The sequence below is a fragment of the Alteromonas sp. WD8-37 genome (genome assembly GCF_055326825.1).
The window spans coordinates 19321-38134 of sequence record NZ_JBUZOV010000001.1 but is presented as its reverse complement, the minus strand read 5'-3'; the positions used below and the strand labels follow the sequence as shown (position 1 = coordinate 38134).

General features: G+C 54.1%; 20 protein-coding genes. 6 read left to right on the top strand and 14 right to left on the bottom strand.

The annotated features are described in order from the left end of the window. Positions 1 to 120: 120 nt before the first annotated feature. From ACTUJZ_RS00175 to ACTUJZ_RS00160, 4 genes are all read left to right on the top strand, one after another. Positions 121 to 2076, top strand: coding sequence for an acyltransferase family protein (locus ACTUJZ_RS00175; RefSeq protein ID WP_463634256.1), 1956 nt, complete (start codon positions 121 to 123; stop codon positions 2074 to 2076). 64 nt (positions 2077 to 2140) lie between these two features. Continuing rightward, positions 2141 to 3931 carry an ABCB family ABC transporter ATP-binding protein/permease gene (locus tag ACTUJZ_RS00170; protein ID WP_463634255.1) on the top strand — a complete coding sequence of 597 codons (1791 nt, stop codon included), beginning with the start codon at positions 2141 to 2143 and terminating at the stop codon, positions 3929 to 3931. Continuing rightward, a complete protein-coding gene (locus ACTUJZ_RS00165) occupies positions 3928 to 4143 on the top strand; it encodes a DUF3820 family protein (RefSeq protein ID WP_463634254.1) in 216 nt (71 codons plus the stop codon). Before ACTUJZ_RS00170 ends, ACTUJZ_RS00165 begins: the two co-directional genes overlap by 4 nt. Positions 4144 to 4206: 63 nt before the next feature. Continuing rightward, the gene (locus tag ACTUJZ_RS00160) at positions 4207 to 4632 is read left to right on the top strand and encodes a hypothetical protein (protein ID WP_463634253.1); all 426 of its coding nucleotides are present in this window, start codon (positions 4207 to 4209) and stop codon (positions 4630 to 4632) included. Between the two features lie 42 nt (positions 4633 to 4674). Here ACTUJZ_RS00160 and ACTUJZ_RS00155 read toward each other — a convergent pair whose 3' ends face one another. The 5 genes from ACTUJZ_RS00155 to ACTUJZ_RS00135 all read right to left on the bottom strand — a co-directional run bounded on the left by ACTUJZ_RS00155 (position 4675) and on the right by ACTUJZ_RS00135 (position 9471). Further along, positions 4675 to 6540, bottom strand: a complete 1866-nt coding sequence (locus ACTUJZ_RS00155; protein WP_463634252.1) for a diguanylate cyclase — start codon at positions 6538 to 6540, stop codon at positions 4675 to 4677. A 211-nt stretch (positions 6541 to 6751) separates the two neighbouring features. After that, positions 6752 to 7414, bottom strand: coding sequence for a PA14 domain-containing protein (locus tag ACTUJZ_RS00150; protein WP_463634251.1), 663 nt, complete (start codon positions 7412 to 7414; stop codon positions 6752 to 6754). A 266-nt stretch (positions 7415 to 7680) separates the two neighbouring features. After that, complete coding sequence (locus ACTUJZ_RS00145) at positions 7681 to 8454, bottom strand: hypothetical protein (RefSeq protein WP_463634250.1); 774 nt, start codon at positions 8452 to 8454, stop codon at positions 7681 to 7683. 217 nt (positions 8455 to 8671) lie between these two features. Further along, entirely contained in the window at positions 8672 to 9013 is a 342-nt protein-coding gene (locus ACTUJZ_RS00140; RefSeq protein WP_463634249.1) for an FKBP-type peptidyl-prolyl cis-trans isomerase, read from the bottom strand. Between the two features lie 68 nt (positions 9014 to 9081). After that, positions 9082 to 9471 carry a DUF3224 domain-containing protein gene (locus ACTUJZ_RS00135; protein WP_463635213.1) on the bottom strand — a complete coding sequence of 130 codons (390 nt, stop codon included), beginning with the start codon at positions 9469 to 9471 and terminating at the stop codon, positions 9082 to 9084. 182 nt (positions 9472 to 9653) lie between these two features. Here ACTUJZ_RS00135 and ACTUJZ_RS00130 point away from each other — a divergent pair, with 182 nt between their 5' ends. Beyond that, positions 9654 to 10001: a hypothetical protein gene (locus ACTUJZ_RS00130; RefSeq protein ID WP_463634248.1), complete on the top strand. Its 348-nt coding sequence runs from the start codon at positions 9654 to 9656 to the stop codon at positions 9999 to 10001. A gap of 31 nt (positions 10002 to 10032) precedes the next feature. On the opposite strand, the gene ACTUJZ_RS00125 is transcribed toward ACTUJZ_RS00130, so the two are convergent. The 5 genes from ACTUJZ_RS00125 to azu all read right to left on the bottom strand — a co-directional run bounded on the left by ACTUJZ_RS00125 (position 10033) and on the right by azu (position 14214). Beyond that, a complete protein-coding gene (locus ACTUJZ_RS00125; RefSeq protein WP_463634247.1) occupies positions 10033 to 11373 on the bottom strand; it encodes a class II 3-deoxy-7-phosphoheptulonate synthase in 1341 nt (446 codons plus the stop codon). Between the two features lie 104 nt (positions 11374 to 11477). Beyond that, on the bottom strand, positions 11478 to 12221 hold the full coding sequence (locus tag ACTUJZ_RS00120; RefSeq protein ID WP_463634246.1) for an ATP-binding cassette domain-containing protein: 744 nt from the start codon (positions 12219 to 12221) through the stop codon (positions 11478 to 11480). After that, the gene (locus tag ACTUJZ_RS00115; RefSeq protein ID WP_463634245.1) at positions 12218 to 13186 is read right to left on the bottom strand and encodes a FecCD family ABC transporter permease; all 969 of its coding nucleotides are present in this window, start codon (positions 13184 to 13186) and stop codon (positions 12218 to 12220) included. Before ACTUJZ_RS00115 ends, ACTUJZ_RS00120 begins: the two co-directional genes overlap by 4 nt. After that, positions 13183 to 13662, bottom strand: coding sequence for a low molecular weight protein-tyrosine-phosphatase (locus ACTUJZ_RS00110; RefSeq protein ID WP_463634244.1), 480 nt, complete (start codon positions 13660 to 13662; stop codon positions 13183 to 13185). The genes ACTUJZ_RS00115 and ACTUJZ_RS00110 overlap by 4 nt, the downstream gene beginning before the upstream one ends. A 102-nt stretch (positions 13663 to 13764) precedes the next feature. After that, positions 13765 to 14214 carry an azurin gene (azu, locus tag ACTUJZ_RS00105; RefSeq protein WP_463634243.1) on the bottom strand — a complete coding sequence of 150 codons (450 nt, stop codon included), beginning with the start codon at positions 14212 to 14214 and terminating at the stop codon, positions 13765 to 13767. Positions 14215 to 14388: 174 nt separating this feature from the next. On the opposite strand from azu, the gene pepE reads away from it, so the two are divergent. After that, positions 14389 to 15114 (top strand): dipeptidase PepE, encoded by a 726-nt coding sequence (pepE, locus tag ACTUJZ_RS00100; RefSeq protein ID WP_463634242.1) that lies wholly within the window; start codon positions 14389 to 14391, stop codon positions 15112 to 15114. Here the strand turns inward: pepE and bioD are convergent. Genes bioD through bioB form a run of 4 tightly spaced genes read right to left on the bottom strand, consistent with a single transcriptional unit; the run spans position 15082 to position 18768 of the window. Further along, positions 15082 to 15762 carry a dethiobiotin synthase gene (gene bioD, locus ACTUJZ_RS00095; RefSeq protein ID WP_463634241.1) on the bottom strand — a complete coding sequence of 227 codons (681 nt, stop codon included), beginning with the start codon at positions 15760 to 15762 and terminating at the stop codon, positions 15082 to 15084. The genes pepE and bioD overlap by 33 nt on opposite strands. After that, positions 15763 to 16521: a methyltransferase domain-containing protein gene (locus ACTUJZ_RS00090; protein ID WP_463634240.1), complete on the bottom strand. Its 759-nt coding sequence runs from the start codon at positions 16519 to 16521 to the stop codon at positions 15763 to 15765. Then, the gene (gene bioF / locus ACTUJZ_RS00085) at positions 16514 to 17680 is read right to left on the bottom strand and encodes an 8-amino-7-oxononanoate synthase (RefSeq protein ID WP_463634239.1); all 1167 of its coding nucleotides are present in this window, start codon (positions 17678 to 17680) and stop codon (positions 16514 to 16516) included. Before bioF ends, ACTUJZ_RS00090 begins: the two co-directional genes overlap by 8 nt. Next, entirely contained in the window at positions 17680 to 18768 is a 1089-nt protein-coding gene (gene bioB, locus ACTUJZ_RS00080) for a biotin synthase BioB (RefSeq protein WP_463634238.1), read from the bottom strand. Before bioB ends, bioF begins: the two co-directional genes overlap by 1 nt. Positions 18769 to 18814 lie beyond the last annotated feature (46 nt).

Here is an 18814-nt window from a genome sequence, read left to right as displayed (position 1 = left end):
CCGATTAACGTTATCGGTTTTTTCTATTGCAGATGAGAACCTGGCATGAGTCAGTAGCCAGCAGATGGCATTAAACCTGCTTGCAGCAAGTGTTTTGTGATTTAAAGGAGCCAGCCTGGCATGCAACACCGCTACTTTTCTGCCATTGATGGTGTGCGCGCAATAGCGGTGCTCGCAGTGATGGTGTTTCATTTGGAAGCAACGCTATTGCCTGGCGGGTTTACCGGCGTCGATATCTTTTTTGTGATCTCCGGTTATGTGGTGGCCCGGTCACTGATGCAACATGGCGACACCGCCTTTCTTCCCTATTTAGCAAGCTTTTACCGGCGCCGGGTGCTGCGCTTATTGCCGGCGCTGGCAGTGTGTTTGAGTGTTACCGCCGTGTTGGTGATTGTATTTATTCCGCAGGCCTGGCTAAGTCAGTCCATCGCCACCACCGGGCTGGCGGCTTTTTTTGGCGTAAGTAATATTGCCCTGGCCAATAACACTGACAGCTATTTTTCGCCGGCAGTGGAGTTTAATCCGTTTGTTCACACCTGGAGCCTGGGAGTAGAAGAACAGTTTTATCTGATCTTTCCCCTGCTGTTTTATTTTTATCTGCAACAAAAATCTCGCTTTGCGCTGGCCGGGCTGGCCCTTGTCTCGCTGGCTTTGAGCACCAAATACAGTACTTCAGATACTAATGCTGCCTATTATTTACTAACCAGCCGCTTTTGGGAGCTGGCTGCCGGGGCATTGCTGTGCCAGTGGCACGCGAGTCGCCCACCGCGTAGTGGACGCCTGGCCCATTGGTGGCTGGCCGCCGGTGGCGTGCTGGTAGTCGCCGGCTTATTGCTGGCCCGAAAAGATGCCTTTCCCATGCCCTGGGCACTATTACCGGTCACCGGTACTGTCCTGATGCTGCACGGCATTGTGGCCCGGGGCGCTGACCATCACGCAGGCATATTGCAATTATCAGCGCTACGGTATATCGGGCGCTTATCCTATTCGCTGTACCTGTGGCACTGGCCGGTGTTTACCTTTTTTCGCTGGTCTGTGGGCCTGCAAACTTACCCCGAATGGTTGGCCGCCGCACTCTTGACCTTCTCCCTGGCAGCCTTGTCGTATCATGCTATTGAATCGCGGCTCAGTCACTGGCCACGCTTACGCCAGCTTCCCCCGGCTCGTTTGCTCACCGGTGCAGCGGCCGGAGTGGTTGCACTGAGTGTGACCGCGCATGCTGGTTTTGCCCATCAGCCGCAGTTGAGCCAAAGTGTCACCAGTGAGCGCGCAATCTGGTACCCGCACAGTAATCCCTCAAAATTGCCTGACGGTGCGCCGTTGCCCGATCTTGCCGGGCGTACCTTATGGGTGATTGGCGATTCCCATGCCGGGGCGTATGGCAGTATGCTCAAGCTGCTTAGCCGGCAAACCGGTATCTCGATAAACATCATGAGCCAGGGCGGTTGCGGCTTGGCCAACCTGCTCGAGCCTGTGTTAGACGGCGATGCGCCTTGCGCGCAAAAGCTGGCTCGCTGGCTTGAAAAAATCGAACAACAGGCTAGCGATCGCGACATCATTTTTTTAGCCAGCCTGAAAGCATATCGGTTTACCAATCAATATCGGATGCAGCCTTCTTCGCTGGCTGAAGTGCATGCCACCATTAACAGCCCGGCCGCTCGCCAGCAGCGCCAGCATGCACTGGCCGAAAGCCAGCAGGTATTGAGCAAACTGAGTAAGGTCACCCGCCACATTGTGATTGATGCGCCCAAACCGGTGTTTGGCTATATCCCCTTTCGCTGCGCGGACTGGTTTAATCATACCAATCCCACTTGTCAGACTCAGCGCTGGCAGCCGCGCTTTGTCCAGGAGGCCACCCGCGCCCCGGTTATGAGTAATTTGCAGCAGCTGGCTGGCCAGTTTGCCGCAGTTCAGATATGGGATCCACTGCCAACCTTGTGCAGCGACTACATCTGCCCGGTGTATGTGGGCCAGAAACCTCTGTATTTTGATGGCGATCATTTGTCTGGCTATGGCAACCAGGTGCTGTACCCTTCGTTCACGGCTGCGCTGCGCCGCGTGCTTACCCAAGCCTGACATAGCCGATACGCCTGGAATAAGGTAGCATGCTGGCAACCTTGCCAAACCTGATTTTGCCTGCATGCCCCGACATCGTTTTTCTGTGCCTGCTGACACGCCAGTGCGCTGGCAGACACTTAAGCAACTAACCCCCTATCTGTTCGAATTTCGCGGCCGGGTGGCGCTGGCCATGGCTTGCCTGATTGCTGCCAAGCTCGCCACTATCGGCCTGCCCTATGTACTCAAATATGTGGTGGACAGCCTGGATGTAGACGATCCGGCCACCATTGCTCTGGCGGTGCCGCTGGCTCTGGTAGCCGCCTATGGTGGCCTGCGCTTTTTAAACACTCTCTTAAGTGAAGTGCGCGATACCCTGTTTGGCCGGGTCACCGAGCGCGCTATGCGCCGCTTGGGGCTGCGGGTATTTAATCATTTGCACGCATTGGACGTAGGCTTTCATCTGGGACGGCAGACCGGTGGTTTGTCTCGTGATATCGAACGTGGCACCAGCGGCATCAGCTTTTTGCTGCGTTTTTTGGTATTTAATATTTTGCCCACCTGCCTGGAAATCATTATCGTGGTGGGCTTACTGCTGACCCAGTATGGCATGTCGTTCGCGCTGATTATCGTCAGCGCGGTGATTGCTTATGTGGCGTTTTCGGTCAAAGCCACCCACTGGCGCACCCGCTATGTGCATGCCATGAACCAGGCCGACTCATCGTCTAACACCCGCGCCATAGACAGCCTGCTGAATTTCGAAACCGTCAAATACTTCAATAATGCTGAGTTTGAAGCCCACCGCTATGACACCGCGCTGGCCGAATGGGAGCAGGCGCGGCGCAAAAACCGCTTGTCGCTATTTGCGTTAAATGGCGGCCAATCACTGGTCATTGCCATTGCGGTGACCGCCATGATGGCCAACGCCACCCTGGGGGTTGCCGAGGGCCGCATGACGCTAGGCGACTTTGTGCTGATCAATGCCTTCACCATGCAGCTGTTTATGCCGCTGAACTTTTTAGGTTTTGTTTATCGCGAGATCCGTGGCGCCATGGCCAATATTCACAATCTGTTTGAATTGTTGGAGCGCCCCCCCAAAGTGCAGGACACCGAGGATGCTTTTGTTCTCACGCCCGGTGCCGGCCATGTGGTGTTTGATAAAGTGTCATTTGCTTACGATGCGCAGCGGCCGATTTTATCCGAACTTTCACTGAGCATTGCTCCGGGCCAGAAAGTTGCGGTGGTGGGGGCCAGTGGTGCCGGCAAGTCGACCCTGGTCAAATTGCTGTTTCGCTTATACGATCCTACCGGAGGCCGTATTTTGATCGACGGCCAGGATATTGGCCAGGCCACCCAGCACAGTGTGCGGGAGGTGCTGGGGATTGTGCCGCAGGACACCGTGTTGTTTAACGATTCGCTGCAGGAAAATATTCGCTATGGTCAACCTGATGCCAGCGATGAAGACGTGTGGCATGTAGCAAAGCTGGCACATCTGACCGGGTTTATTGACAGCCTGCCTGAAGGGATCCTGACCCAGGTGGGTGAGCGCGGTCTCAAATTATCCGGCGGCGAAAAACAGCGGGTGGCCATAGCCCGGGCGTTATTGAAAGCGCCACGAATTTTGATTTTTGATGAAGCCACCTCCTCACTAGACAGCCACAGCGAACAGGCCATCTTGCAGGCATTACGTGAAGCCGCCCGCAGCCATACCAGCCTGGTCATCGCGCACCGCCTGTCCACCATCACCGATGCGGACAATATAGTGGTACTCAATCAGGGCCAGGTGGTGGAACAAGGCACGCACACAGCCCTTCTGCACCAGCAAGGTCACTATGCCCGCCTGTGGCAGGCGCAACAACAGGAGCAAGAGCGATGAACCCGCAGGAGATCAAAGAGGCAGTTAATCAGGTGATGCCGTTTGGCAAATATGCCGGGCGCCGGCTATTTCATCTGCCCGAGCCTTATCTGGTGTGGTTTTATCAGCAAGGCTTTCCCGACACCCGGTTGGGCCGGCAGCTGGCACTGCTGTATGAAATCAAGCTAAACGGCCTGGAGTCGGTGGTGGCGCCGTTGTTAGAAGAAGACTGAAAAGAGAAATTAACGCCAAACTAATTATTTTGATAAGCAGTACTGATAGTAAAAGGAAGGAAAATGCTTATCACTATTGCTCTTGGCATCGCCATGACTCTTGCAGTCATCATTTTTCACTATTGGGCATTGCGCGCAATTACCCGGCTGTCCCACCGGAGTTCCTCACATTTTTTCATGAGTAGTTCCGTGGTTATGTGTATTTTTGTTTTACATCTGGTCGAAATTGCCTGGTATGCGTCGCATCTGTATATTTTAAACCAATGGTGGGGCATCGCAGGGTTTGCCAAAGATTATAATCCGGTGTTTAGCGATTTCTTGCATATGGCTGCTTCAGGGTACACCACGCTCGGTCTGGTTAGCCCCACCCCTACCGGTAATCTGGCACTGGCCATCGACATTATTTCCTTGACCGGCTTCATGATGCTGACCTGGTCGGCAACATACTATTATAATATTTTTTCCAACTCGCACTCCCCGGATCAGTAATGTGAGGATAATTGCTACTTGGTTGCGTTCTATTCTGGTTAATCACACCGCTATATTGTTCAGGGCCAGTGCGGGGCTGAACTCCACCTGGTCTCGGCCCTGATGTTTGGCTTTGTACAACGCCTCATCGGCACGTTTGATCACAGTTTCCAGCGATTGGTCGGTAGGATCCAGCGCGGTACAGCCCATGCTGACGCTAACGCCCGGGGCGGCCACGTTATCCAGGCGAATATTTTGCAGGCGGCGCTGAATGCGGCTGAAAATCGCCGGCATATTGCTTAGCTCACTGCCGGGTAACACAATCAGCCATTCTTCCCCACCCCAGCGGCCCAAAGCATCCCCGGTGCGCAGCTCCTGCGACAGAGCCTGCGCCACTTGCTTAAGCACCTCATCGCCCACATCGTGGCCATAGCGGTCGTTGAACTGTTTAAAATGATCAATATCAATCAGGGCAAATGACAGGCTGTGGTGTTGCTGGCGGGCAGCGGTTATGGCTTTTTGCGCAAACACACTGATGCTGCGGCGGTTACGTACCTGGGTGAGTTCATCCAGCAGCGCCAGGCTTTTAAATTTTTTCTTGGTTTTGACCTGTAGAATCAGACCAATCACCACCCCGGCCAGCACCAGAACCAGCAACACTGCCAGAATAAGCAGCACCCACTGGCGAAATTCTTTCGCCTCCAGCTCGGCTTCAGCCAGCTTTTTTTGTGTCAGTAACAGCTGGTTTTCAGCCTCGGCCTCTTTAAGTTCAAACATCGCCTGATAGCGCCGGGTGGATTGCAGCTGGGTTTCTGTTAACTGCTCTGCAGCCAGCTCAACCCAGGTTTTGTAGGCCTGCACGGCTTGCTTATACTGGCCGGTATGGGCGAAAATCTGCGCCTGGCTACGCGCCAGGGCGATGCGGCGTTTCAGGGTTGGCGTATTGGCAACCAGCGGCTTAGCAGCTGCCAGGTTCTGCTGCCAGCCGGTTTTGTCCAACTGCGCCCCGAGCCGAGCGATAAGCAGATGATTGAGGATCACCATGCCGGTGATATCGTGCTCGATGAACACTGGTAATAATGCTTGCGCCTGGTCGTAAGCAATTTGCAGCTGACCGGCATCCTCTTGCAGCGAAGCCAGCTCATATTCGGCATAAGCAGCACCAACAAGGTCACCGGCTTCGATGGCATATCGATAGGATAACAACGCATATTCACGGGCTTTTTCAGGCTGTTCGATGCTGCGATACGTCAGAGCAATATTGTAGTAGGTGATGGACGTCTCGACCTTGTTATGTTCAGGGTCGATAAGCGCCAGCGATTTGTGGTAATAGTCTATTGCTTGTTGCGGCTGGCCCAGCTCATCGTACATGAGCGCAATACTGGCTAATGCCTCAGAACGGTTTTTATCATCTTTTAGGTTGGTAAAAATGTCATTGGCTCTGACCATCACCCTCAGTGCATTTTGGATCGCGCCGGATTCATAATAGACCTGAGCGCCCAGTAACAATAATTCACCATGTAGCGCCGAACCGGCTGCATTGGTTTCCACCAGCTCCAGCGATGTCTGGGTAAAGCCTACAGCAGTGTCAAACAGTGCCTCGTTCAACGCGGCTACTGCCAGAATGCCATTAAAACGGGCTTCATAACGCCAGTTTTGTTGCGCTTTGGCCAGTTCCAGGCCTGGCTCGGCTACCTCACTGATGGCACTGCGCTGGGATAAATAATAATAGGCACTGGCAATCAGATAGCGCGCCTGAAGCTCAACCTGAGGCGGGGATGTGAGTAAATCATTACTGATGAGCGGGGTCAATTGCTCAATTAATTCTGTGGGCTGCTCGACGATCAGTTCATTGTAATAGTCGACATCCAGCTGCTGCGAGGAACTGTACACCACCTCAGCCTGGCTGGCCGGAGTATACAGAAGCAATACAGCACAAATTGCAAATATGCAGCGTAAAAGAGGCATGGCAAAAATCCATTTAGCGTATTATTTTTGTTAGCGCGCCTGCTCCATAATACGCAGTTTGCCGGCAGGATCTAGTCTTTTGCATCCTTCACACTATCACACCGGCTAACATACTTTTTGTGCATAAAAAAACCCGGCCGGAGCCGGGTTTACACAATAAATGATTTAGTGCTTAGGCTTTACGACGACGCGCCGCCAGTATCAGGCCCAGACCTAACAGGGCAAACACAGACGGTTCGCTCACGTTCAAGCGGGTTTCAAGGCCACCATTGTCGGTGTCGCCCACCAGGCGAAAGGCATTGCTGTCAAATGCATTGAAGCTGCCTTCGGCGGCAAATAATTCTACTGTGGCGTTACCGGTATGTTCAAAAAACAGAAAGTCCAGAGTGTTCCAGCCGCGACTTAATTCAACCTCTTGTAAAAATGTTTTTGCCGGGTGACGATTATTATCAGAAATAACATCGGCACCGTTAATGCGCAGACGTACACCGTCATCGGCATTGGTACCAAAGGTAAAGATACCAGCGTTATCGATATAGAACTGGCCTTCTACAGTCATCGCGAATTTATTTGTTGCTCCACCGGTGAATGCCATGGAAGGATTAAAAAAGCCCTGCTTGCGCGGATTCTTGCCATCCCAAAAATTGATGGTGTCGGCTTGTTCGGTGTACTGCACCACATTGCCCCAGGTTCCGGCGATAGTTTGCTCGGCTTCTGCGAAATTTCTAACCTTCACATCGGTGTCATACACATTGACCAGCAAGGCGGCATTTGCCTGAGTGGCCATCAATGCCAGTGTGGCTAAACCGGTCAGTGTTTTCTTAATATTTTTCATCAGTGCTTCCTGCTTGTAGTACTTTTTCCTTAGAGACGGCAGAGTTTAGCAATATTGGTGCCAACTTTAAATTATACTATATATCAACAGCTTAAAAAATAGCGCGCACATGACGGATTAAGGCTGTAAAAAAAACTGACGGTCTTTGCCCGGCTTTTTAAACGATGGTTATTATATTCTTGGGGGGTATATTCTGAGCGGGCAGTACCACTAAATGGCAGGATGCCCTGCTGGCGCAGGGCATAAAATTACCTGTTTGTTCAAAGCTACTCCATCAAATCACTGCGCAGCGACCAGATGTTGTAGTCAATTTTTTGAAAATGAGAGGCCCAACGCTCCATGGATTCTCGAGCTTTGTTCTCATCGCCCATATGCTTTGCCAGCATAGCGGCAAAGCTTTCTTCTGGTTTGGCCATGGCCGCCCAGTTTTCGTAAGGCACGGCAAGGGTTAGCTCACCTTGGCCGCCTACTGCGCGGGAAAATGACCAGTGATAGGGCCAGCCCTGCTTCTTGGCGGCATCAGATAACATGGATATATCTTTATTGATGGCTTCGCCATGGCCAATTTTAGGCAAATAGTTGGTTACACCTACATACTTGTAAGATACGTCTTGCCCCCAATGACTATTTTCACGATCTTCGATAGCTAAATAGTGGTGATAATGTTCTACCAACTGACCTGCTTTGTCCTCCCAATGTTGAGAAACATTGTTATTTTTGCTCCAGTCTTTGTAGCTATCCATATCCTCCCAGGTGAAGTTGTTAGCACGAACTGCAATGCGGTCTAGTTTGTGACCCAAGACTGGCGAATAGATATGCCAGTCTCGCGAATCATTTTTAGATTGGCGAAATTTCAGGTGCTCCTTTAGAGCCTGCTCAAGCTCACGCATCTTCCCGGCCTTGGGTACCATCACCCACATCTCTGCCAGCATTTCTTCAGATGCTGTCTTATCGCTATGTTCATTACTAAATACCTGAAACGAACTCACGCAAAGCAACATAAATGCTAGTAGCGGCCAGCAGCTTTTAATTCTATTCATCTTTTGTATCCTCGTTAATTTGGTCATTTATCATGAGTCAAAACAACGATGAGACTACACGCGCTTCATCTAAGACTGAATTATTAGCCTTAGAAGCATAGACTGTGTGTAATTGATTTGCCGCATAAAAAAGATTAAAAATAGATAGAACATTTGCTCTACAGAGGCATAAAGCAGATGCAAGTTTGGCTATTTATAACCAAAACGCTAGAGAAAATTAATCGTCGCGGGTGAGCACTTCAAGCAACTCAATTTCAAACACCAGGTCGCTATTGGCCGGAATCTTGGTACCGATGGCGCGTTCCCCGTACGCCAGTTCAGCCGGCACCTGTAAGCGCCGCTTGCCGCCGACCCGCATCCCTTGCAGGCCGATAAACCAGCCCTGAATCACTTTGTTTTTTGACAACACAGTTTGAAATGGACGCCCTTTGTCATACGAAGACTCAAACAGGGTGCCATCGGACAGCCAGCCCTGGTAATGCGCGGTGATTAGCGCGCCGCGTTCAGCCGCTTTGCCGCTGCCAATTTCAAGATCGTCAAATTCTACAGTTGTCTGCATGGTGTATTCCTTACTCAAAACCGGCAGTATACCTCAGCATTACCGCCGGGCCGAGGCACATACGCGCTTTAAGCTTGCTGCAGCGCCGGCAACGCGTAGCGAAACGTGTAACTGTGCCCTTCCCCGTTGCGCTCGAACACCATGTTGCCTTGCAAGCCTTCTAATTCGTCGGTCCCTGAGTCGGGCACAACTATCACGGTGAGCGCTTCATCGCCGCGATTCATGCTGCCTGTATGTTGCAACACAAACGTACCACTGCGCCCGTCCAGGCTGCCGCTCACATGCTCCAGAGCAACATAACCGGCTGATCCGCGCGTAGCGGTCATCACGGAGAGCATTTGCCCGCTGGCGCTGGCGGTAAGCTTTCCTTCATAGTTTTTTTGCAATGCCATACGGCCGCATTGAAGTGAGTGATGCCCCTCGTGTTGGGCCGGGAGTGCATCCAGGGTCACGGTCATTGTGCCGGTAATAGTTTGCATGGTTGGTCATCTTGTTATCCTTAGCAGAATAACTGTATACTTATACATGCAATTTATCCAGGCCTTTTACGTGTTGCTTTGATCCGGGACTTTTCCCGGGCCCAGTAGCAGGGCCTGGCCGGTAAAAATGCGGACACGCGTTTATTTCAGAGGATGTTGCGATGTTTGCCAGACCCAAACGACAAAAGCAGGTATTGATAGACCGCCAGATTTTGCATATGCATCAGGCCATGGCGCAAAAATGTTTTGCAAACCCAGAGTTGTTTCAAACCGTGCAACTTAATTTAAATCAACGCTTTGAAGACGGTTTGCTCAGTTATGGCAGTTACCTGTTATGGCAGGGCATTTTAGAAGCCAGAGACGATGAGGCGGTGTTTAATGCGTTGTTGCTGGCCATGGATGCGCGTACCAAAGCCTTGCGCCGCAAGACGATTTTCACCGGGATATTAACTGAAGCAGAACGAGAAGCAGCGCTGGCGACCTATATCGCCAGCGAGGCAGAGGCCTGAGCGCCAGGCTTAAGCCTGGCCGTGGAGGTGATTACGTACGCAGATGATCAGCCACTAAAAAGGCCATCTCTAATACCTGATCGGCATTCAAGCGCGGGTCGCACTGGGTTTTGTAGGCCTGGGCCAGATCCTCATCACTGATTTGATACGCCCCACCAGTACACTCGGTGACATGCTGGCCGGTCATTTCCAGATGAATACCGCCGGCATGGGTGCCTTCAGCCGCATGAGCCGCAAAGAACTGGCGAATTTCACTTAAGATCGCATCAAAATTACGGGTTTTGTACCCATTACTAGCTTTGATGGTATTGCCATGCATGGGGTCTGAGCTCCACACCACATTGCGGCCTTCCTGTTTGACCCGGCGCAACAGGCGCGGCAGGTTTTGCTCCAGGTTGTCCGCGCCCATCCGCGTGATGAGCGTAAGACGGCCGGGATCATTATGCGGGTTGAGCACATCAGTCAGGCGGATCAGCTCGTCTTCATCCATGGTGGGCCCCACCTTCACTCCGATGGGATTATGGATCCCACGGAAAAACTCGACGTGAGCATGGTCGAGCTGACGAGTGCGCTCGCCAATCCATACCATGTGCGCCGAGCAGTTGTAAGGCTTGCCGGTTAGGGTATCGATGCGGGTCAGAGCCTGCTCATAGTTGAGCAGCAGCGCTTCGTGTGAGGTAAATAAGGAGGTTTCATGCAGCGCCGGCGTATTGGAGGCATTAATGCCGATAGTATCCATAAACTGCAGTGTGTCCTGGATCCGGCGGGCAATATCCCCATAGCGTTCTTTAAGCGGGTTATTCTCCACAAAGGCCATGTTCCAGCGATTGACCTCATGCAGATCCGCCAGGCCGCCCTGGGCAAAAGCCCGTAACAGGTTCAGGGTGGCGGCACTGCGATGGTAGGCATCCAGTAGACGGTTCGGATCGGGCCGGCGGGCGGCTTCGGTGAACTCAAAATTATTGATAATATCGCCGCGATAACTGGGCAGTGTGATGCCACCGATGGTTTCTTCATTCGACGAACGTGGCTTGGCATACTGGCCGGCCATCCGCGCCACCTTGGTGACCGGGCAACGGCCGGCAAAAGTCAGCACAATCGCCATCTGCAAAATGACTTTAAAGGTATCGCGGATCTTAGGCGCGTTGAACTCATCAAATGATTCCGCGCAGTCGCCGCCCTGGAGTAAAAAGCCTTTGCCTTTGCTCACTTCGCCTAATTGTCGGCGCAGTTCACGGGTTTCGGCAGCAAACACCAGCGGCGGATACTTGCTCAGGGTTTGTTCCACCTGCGCCACCTGGGCTTTATCATCATATTCAGGTTGCTGCAGAATCGGTTTGCTTCTCCAGCTATCGGGCTGCCAATTTTCCACGCGTACTCCTGTGCTTTACCAAACATCAACTATGCCACGGCCAAGCGGTTGCCAACATGCACACTAAACCCGGCCGACCATCTTTGAGCTTACCACGTTTTTGCTTATTCAGCAGACCAGCGCGGTTGAATTTGTACAGCGTTTTGGTTATTTGTTATGTCAAAAGCGATGCCAAAGCCGGCTGTCAGATTGGCTTGGGTCATTACCTTTACCGGCTGCCCACAGGCCAGCGCCCGGCCATTTTTCAACAGCAACACATGGCTGGCAAAGCGAGCACTGACCGTTAAGTCGTGGCTGGACATCACCACACAATTGCCCTGGGCGCACAGGCCTCTCAGCAAATCCAGCAGCGCCTGCTGATGGCGCACATCCAGCCCTTGTAATGGCTCATCCAGTACCAGTAAGCTCTCTCCCCGACTCACACATGGCCACACCTGCGCCAGGCTTCTGACCAGATTGACCCGCTGATATTCCCCGCCCGATAAGCGAGTGAGCGGGCGCTCAAGCAGATGATGAATATCCAGGCTGTCTAGCAGGATGGCGGGGACGTCTGCCTGGGCGGCATAAAATTGCAGATACTGATACACCGGGATATCAAACAATGCGGAGTGGGTTTGATCATGGTAGGCGCGCACAGCGGCCAGCTGGCTGGCCGGCCACTGCTCCAGCGCACGGTCGGCCAGTGCTATGGTCCCGCTGTCGGGGGGCAGCAGCCCCGCCAGTATTTTGAGCAACGTCGATTTACCGGCCCCGTTTTCACCCACAACATGCCAGCACTGGCCATGGTGCAGCTGCGCGCTGATCTCACACAGGCGGTTGTGCTGTGACACCCCCTCTAACACCATCATACGCTTTTCCATTGCCCCCGGTAGAGCGCCACCAGCAGTAAGGGGCCGCCTACGCTGGCTGTGATCATGGATACCGGTAATACACCGCCGCTGTAGGCTTCGCTGAGGGTGGCAACCAGCAGTAAAACTACTGCGCCGCCAGCAGCACAGGCGGGTAACAGATAGCGGTGGTCAAAGCCGATGAGCATGCGCAAAAAGTGCGGCACCAACAGCCCCACAAACGCCACCGAGCCGGCCACCGACACAGCCGCGCCCACCGCCAGAGCGCTGGCAATTAAACTATTGCGGATGAGTTTTTGTGGCTGGGTACCGGCAGCCTGGGCCAGGCTGGCCCCGCCGTACAGCCAGTTAAGCTGGCGACGCTGGGCAAGCAGATAGACCAGCGCACCGATCATGACCGGGCCGGCTAAGGCCAGAATATACCAGTCGGTTTGATACAGACTGCCCATTAGCCAAAAGGTTAAATTACGCAAGGCCTGGGCATCAGCAGCCAGATACAGCCAGCCCATCAGCGCGCTGGCTACGGTAGAAATGGCCACCCCAGCCAGGATCACCGCAGTGGTGGCGGTGTGCAGGCGCCTGGCCACCCGGTAGATCAGCCAGGTCGATAGCAAGGCGCCGGCAAAACAGGTCAGGGGCAACCAGTAAAAATAATTAAGCTGCCAGGCGGCTGGCACAATTAGCAGCAAAATAGCCGCCATCAGGCTGGCGCCGCTGGAGATGCCGATGATGCCCGGATCGGCCAGCGGATTATGCAGAGCGATTTGTAATGTGGCGCCACTAACCGCCAGGCTGGCGCCTACCAGGATGGCAGTCAATACCAGCGGCAGCTGTAAGTGCAGCGCAATGTGGGTATACACCGGCCCGGAGGTGGTTACTGCATCAGCAAGCAATAACCCGGCAGTCAGCAATGCGCCGGCCAGGCTCAGCCATCGGCAAACCTGATGGGAAGCGTGCGGTTTCACTGGCGCTGCAAAAGCGCCCGAACCAGGCCATCACTGGCCTGTTCAATCAGGCTAAGCACCAGCTCAAAGCCTTTTTTGCCACCATAATAGGGGTCCGGTACTTCGTCATAATCAGCCTCGGCATAGGTCAAGAATAACTGAATTTTGGCGTGATACTGAGGATCGCTGACCTTTTTCAGATTTTCCACATTGGAGTGGTCCATGGCGATGATGTAATCAAACTTTTCAAAATCGCCCGTCTCGACCTTACGACAGGCAATGCCCTCAAACGAGTAGCCCAGTGCCCGCCCTGCTGCCTGCGAGCGATTATCCGGCGATTTGCCAATATGGTAGCCATGCGTGCCGGCAGAATCGATGTGAACCGCCAGGCCAGCGGCCTGCGCTTTGTGCCGAAAGACAGCTTCAGCCGTAGGCGAGCGGCAAATATTGCCTAAACACACAAATAATACAGAAGGGGCAGACGTTGGCTGCGACATGCATGCACTCTTTTAATCGGTTAAAAGCGCTAGTGTAACACGAAGATAAGCAGGGAAAAGTGGGCTAAACAGCGCTGGTGCGGGTGCACCAGCGCAAGTGGCTTATTCTTTCACCATTAAGGTGCCCTTCATCAGGCTCATGTGACCTGGGAACGAGCAGAAAAAGGTGTAAGACTCAGACGCCGATAAATCGCTCACTGAGAAGGTCACTGAGGATTCCTCACCGCCGCCAATCAGGTCGGTGGCAGCAATCACCCGTTCGTCGTCAGGTTTCAGATAGCCGTTATCCATGCCGGCTGCCATACCATCGGCGACCACTGCCTGAGCATCGCCCTCGGTGGTGAGCACCCAGTTGTGGCCCATGACCGCTTTTTCCATTTCACCGGTATGCTTTAAGGTCACCGTGAATTCGTCACAGCTCGCCGGTACCGTCATCTCGGTTTTGTTGTATTGCATCGCATCGTTACTTTCGATGGTGGCCTGGCATTCCTCAGCCTGGGCAACCCAGGCTGCACCGAACAACACCAACGCTAACAAACTTTTGAATTTCATGACATTTCCTCATTTTTATCTTGTCTGCATCAGAGCAGAAAAGTCGCCGAATTACAACGTAAATGATTACGCGCCATGCCTGCTTAAAGTTTAGACTGCCTGCTGGCTAATCGCTTTACAGATGGAAGTGCGCTAGGCTTAGCGCGTTTAAATATCATTGAAAAGGAGTCGCGTATGCGCGCTCATGTGCTAATGCTGAGCAGTTCCCGCCAGGGCAGTGAAGAATATCTTGAACATGCGAAGTCGTTTATTCTGGGTCACCTGGGTGAGAAAAAGAAGTTGTTGTTTGTGCCGTATGCCGGGGTGGGCAGCAGCTGGGATGCTTATTGTGACAAGGTGGCCCAGGCGCTGCCAGAATTTGAAGTGACTGGCCTGCACACCTATGCCGATCCGGCGCAGGCCATCCGTGATGCTGCCAGTGAAGGCCAGGCCATCGTGGTTGGCGGGGGCAATACATTTAATCTGCTGGCCACTTTGTACCAGCATAATCTGCTGGATGCGCTGCGCGATGCCATCCACAGTGGTACGCCGTATGTAGGCTGGAGTGCCGGCTCTAACATTTGCGGCCAAAGTATCAAAACCACCAATGATATGCCTATCATCGAGCCGCCTTCATTTACCGCTCTGGGCGTACTTAATTGCCAGCTAAACCCACATTACAGCAACTACGCCCCGCCCGGTTTTAACGGCGAAACCCGCGACCAGCGGCTGGCTGAATTTACCGCGCTCAATCCCACAACGCCGGTGCTGGCCATTCCGGAAGGCACTGCACTGAGTCTGCGCGAGGGCCGCCTGACCCTGCTGGGGGATGTGGAAGGTTTTGTGTTTGAAGGCACAGAAAAAACCGCCATCCAACCTACCGCCGACCTATCCCAGTATATCAGTAAGGTGAGCGCTTAAATGCTGCGCGGTGGCCGGGCCGTCGGCATACGGCAGCTCGGCCAGTAACGGCCCCGGCATGTGCCGGGTTAACGTGGCCAGGTTTTGCGCGTAGCTGGGCATGGGCTCGGCGGTCAGCTGATTGGCGACCCAGCCTGCCACCGGCAAGCCGCGCTGACGTATCGCCTGAGCGGTGAGCATCGCATGATTCAGACACCCCAGGCGCATGCCCACCACGATGATCACCGGCAACGCCAGTGCTGCCACCACATCGGGCATCCACACATCCTTACCCAGCGGCAGCTGCCAGCCGCCCGCTCCTTCTACCAGCAATACCTCCGGTTCGTAAGCCGCCAGGTTATGGTAGCCGGCCACCAGCGCATCGCAACTCAAGGTGATCCCCGCCTGTTCCGCAGCAATGTGCGGTGCGATGGCTGGCATCAACGCCACCGGATTGACTTGTTGCAGGCTGACCGGCAGATTACCGGCCTGCCACAGCGCTAATGCATCCTCATTGACCGCCTGGCCATCCACCCACTCACATCCAGCCGCCACTGGCTTGTAGCCCACGGCTTTGCGCCCGTTCATGACACAGGCACGTAGCAAGGCTGCGGTAAAATGGGTTTTGCCCACTTCGGTATCGGTGCCGGTAATAAAAAAACGCTTCATTTAATGCTCCAGTAATAAATGCGACACCCGATAGGTTAACGCCAGTTGCTGGTCGCCCGTCCGCGGGTAGCAATCGGCCAGGCGGCGCAAATCTGCGCGTAATAAAGGTTTGCTTGAGCAAGCCTGGGTCAACGCCCCGGCGCCCACTGCTTTTATGGAGCGCAACAAGGGCAGGATATCGTCAAAATACTCGGTGTAGTCCTGTTGCATGGCGCTGCGTACCGTAAACCCCGCCTGGCGCGCGCTAGCCAGCCACTGGTCATGGCTGGCCAGCGGATTGGTGGCCGGCGCCAGCGCGGCCCTGCAGCGGGCTTGACTAAGCTGACCAAACGAGCCGGCCACCATGATGTTAAGCCCGGCCACCCCGCCAGGTTTAAGCGCCTGTTTAACCTGACCCAGCACCTGCGTGTGCTGGCTGCACCATTGCAGCGCCATAGAAGAAAACACCTGATCAACACTGGCCAAAGCCACCGGCAGCTGATAAGCATCTGCCTGAAAAAACTTTACGTCCGGATAGTTGCGTCTGGCAATGCGCACCATGCCCGCCGCCACATCCATGCCCAGCGCCTGTGCCCCGCGCGCCGCCAGTGCGGCGGTATGCCGGCCAGTGCCACAGCCAATATCCAGCACCCGGCCGGTGCTAATGGGTAACAGGGTTAACGCAGCCTGGGCGATGCGTTGCTGTACATTGGCCAGCGCATCATACTGTGGTGCCGCCCGGCTAAACTGGCGGGCCATATTGAGCAGCGGCTCAGTCATCCAGCGACTCCTGCGCCAGGACCAGGGCATCACACAATGCCTGCAAATCCTGCTGGGTGTGCACACTGGACAGGGTCACCCGTAAGCGATCGGTATGTTTTGGTACAGTGGGATAGCGGATTGCCGGTACCCACATGCCGCGCGCCCGCAATGCGTTCGATAAGGCCAGTGCGCGCTGCGGGCTGCCAGCCAGCACCGGCTGAATGGCGCTATTGGACGGCATCAGTTCCAACCCGGCCTGCGCGGCGCACTGGCGAAAATAATCAATATTATCGGCAAGGGTTTGCTGGCGTGTGCCGCCGGCCAGCTGTTGCAGCGAATACAGGGTAGCTAGTGCCTGCGCGGGCGGCATGGCCGTAGAATAGATATAGTGGCGGGCGGTGTTGACCAACAGCTCGATAAGGGCCCGCGAACCGGCCACAAAGGCTCCGGCGGTCCCCACCGCTTTACCAAAGGTGCCCATCACCACCGGCACCTGGGCCTGGCTTAAACTAAGCGCCTGCACACTGCCCATGCCGGTTTCCCCCAGCACACCAAATCCGTGGGCATCATCCACCATCAACCAGCTGTGGTGGTCGGCGGCCAGCGTGCTAAGCTCGCGTAGCGGTGCACTATCGCCATCCATACTGAAGACCCCTTCGGTGGCAATCAGGGTGTTAGCGTGATGGTGGCGCGATAACAACGCCGACAAATGGTTAAGATCATTGTGAGCAAAACGCTTAAATTGCGCATCAATAGCTTGTGCGCCGTCCACAAACGAGGCGTGCATCAGTTTATCGGCTAACAGCGTGCCCGGCTCGGCAAACAATGCCTGGGTGAGTGCCTGGTTGGCGGCGAAGCCGGAGTTAAACAATAACACCGCCTCACGCTGTAAATGCTCTGCCAGGTAGGCTTCCAGTGCCTGGTGGGCCTGGGTATAGCCGGTGATCAGCGCCGAGGCGCCACTGCCGCCGCCAAACTGCGCCAGCCCTTCCACCCAGGTTTGCAACACACCTTCATCATGACGCATGCCCAGATAATCATTGCTGGAAAAATTCAGATAGTGCTTGCCGTCAATGCAAATAATACCGTCTTTTTCATATTCCACGGCCACCGGTGCGCGCCAGTAGCCCTGCTCGCGGCGCGTGCTCAGCGCCTGCTCAATCCAGTCAAATGCCATCAGCGGGCCACTGCCGAGGTTTGGGTAGCATCATAAAAAAGGGGGTCGGTTTGCTGCCCGGCCATTTCTTCTTGCAGGGTATGCGCATGGGCTTCATCCGAAAAGTCGCGGGTGCGTTCGGTGTTGATGCCCAGTTTGCGAAACAGCTGCACATCTTCATGGGTATCCGGGTTAGAGGTGGTAAGCAGTTTACAACCGTAGAAAATGGAGTTGGCGCCGGCCATAAAGCACAGCGCCTGCATTTGTTCATTCATATTTTCACGCCCGGCAGAGAGCCGTATATGGGACGCCGGCATCATGATACGCGCCACCGCAATGGTGCGAATAAATGCAAAGGGCTCCAGATCCTGCACATTTTCCATAGGTGTGCCCTTTACCTTGACCAACATATTAATGGGGACACTTTGCGGATGCTCCGGCAAATTGGCCAGCGCCATTAACAACCCGGCCCGATCTTTATCGGATTCGCCCAGCCCGACGATGCCACCGGCACACACATTCATACCGGCTTCGCGCACATTGTCCAGCGTGGCCAGGCGGTCCTGATAGGTGCGGGTGGTAATGATATCACCATAATATTCCGGTGAGGTATCCAGATTATGATTGTAATAATCCAGCCCTGCCTGGCGCAGGGTTAGCGCCTGCTCGCGGGATAACATGCCCAGTGTCATGCAGGTTTCCAGGCCCAGCTTTTTTACCTCGGTGACCAGTTTGGTCACATATGGCATATCGCGATCTTTGGGGTTGCGCCAGGCGGCGCCCATACAAAAGCGAGTCGAGCCGGCTGCTTTGGCTTCTTTGGCACGCTGGATCACCTTGTCCACTTCCAGCAGGCGTTCTTTTTCCAGTCCAGTATCATAGCGGGCACTTTGCGGGCAATATTTACAATCTTCCGGGCAGGCACCGGTTTTGATAGAAAGCAGCGTTGACACCTGTACCTGGTTGGGGTCAAAGTGAGCCCGGTGCACAGTTTGAGCCTGAAACAATAAATCATTAAACGGCATATCAAACAATGCCTGTACTTCAGCGTGGGTCCAGTTGTGGCGAATGGCTGTCGCTGGCGAAGCAACATGAGGTGCAGCGGTCATGGCCTGTCCTTTACTAATTATTATGGCTGGCTTAGTCTATGCGCAC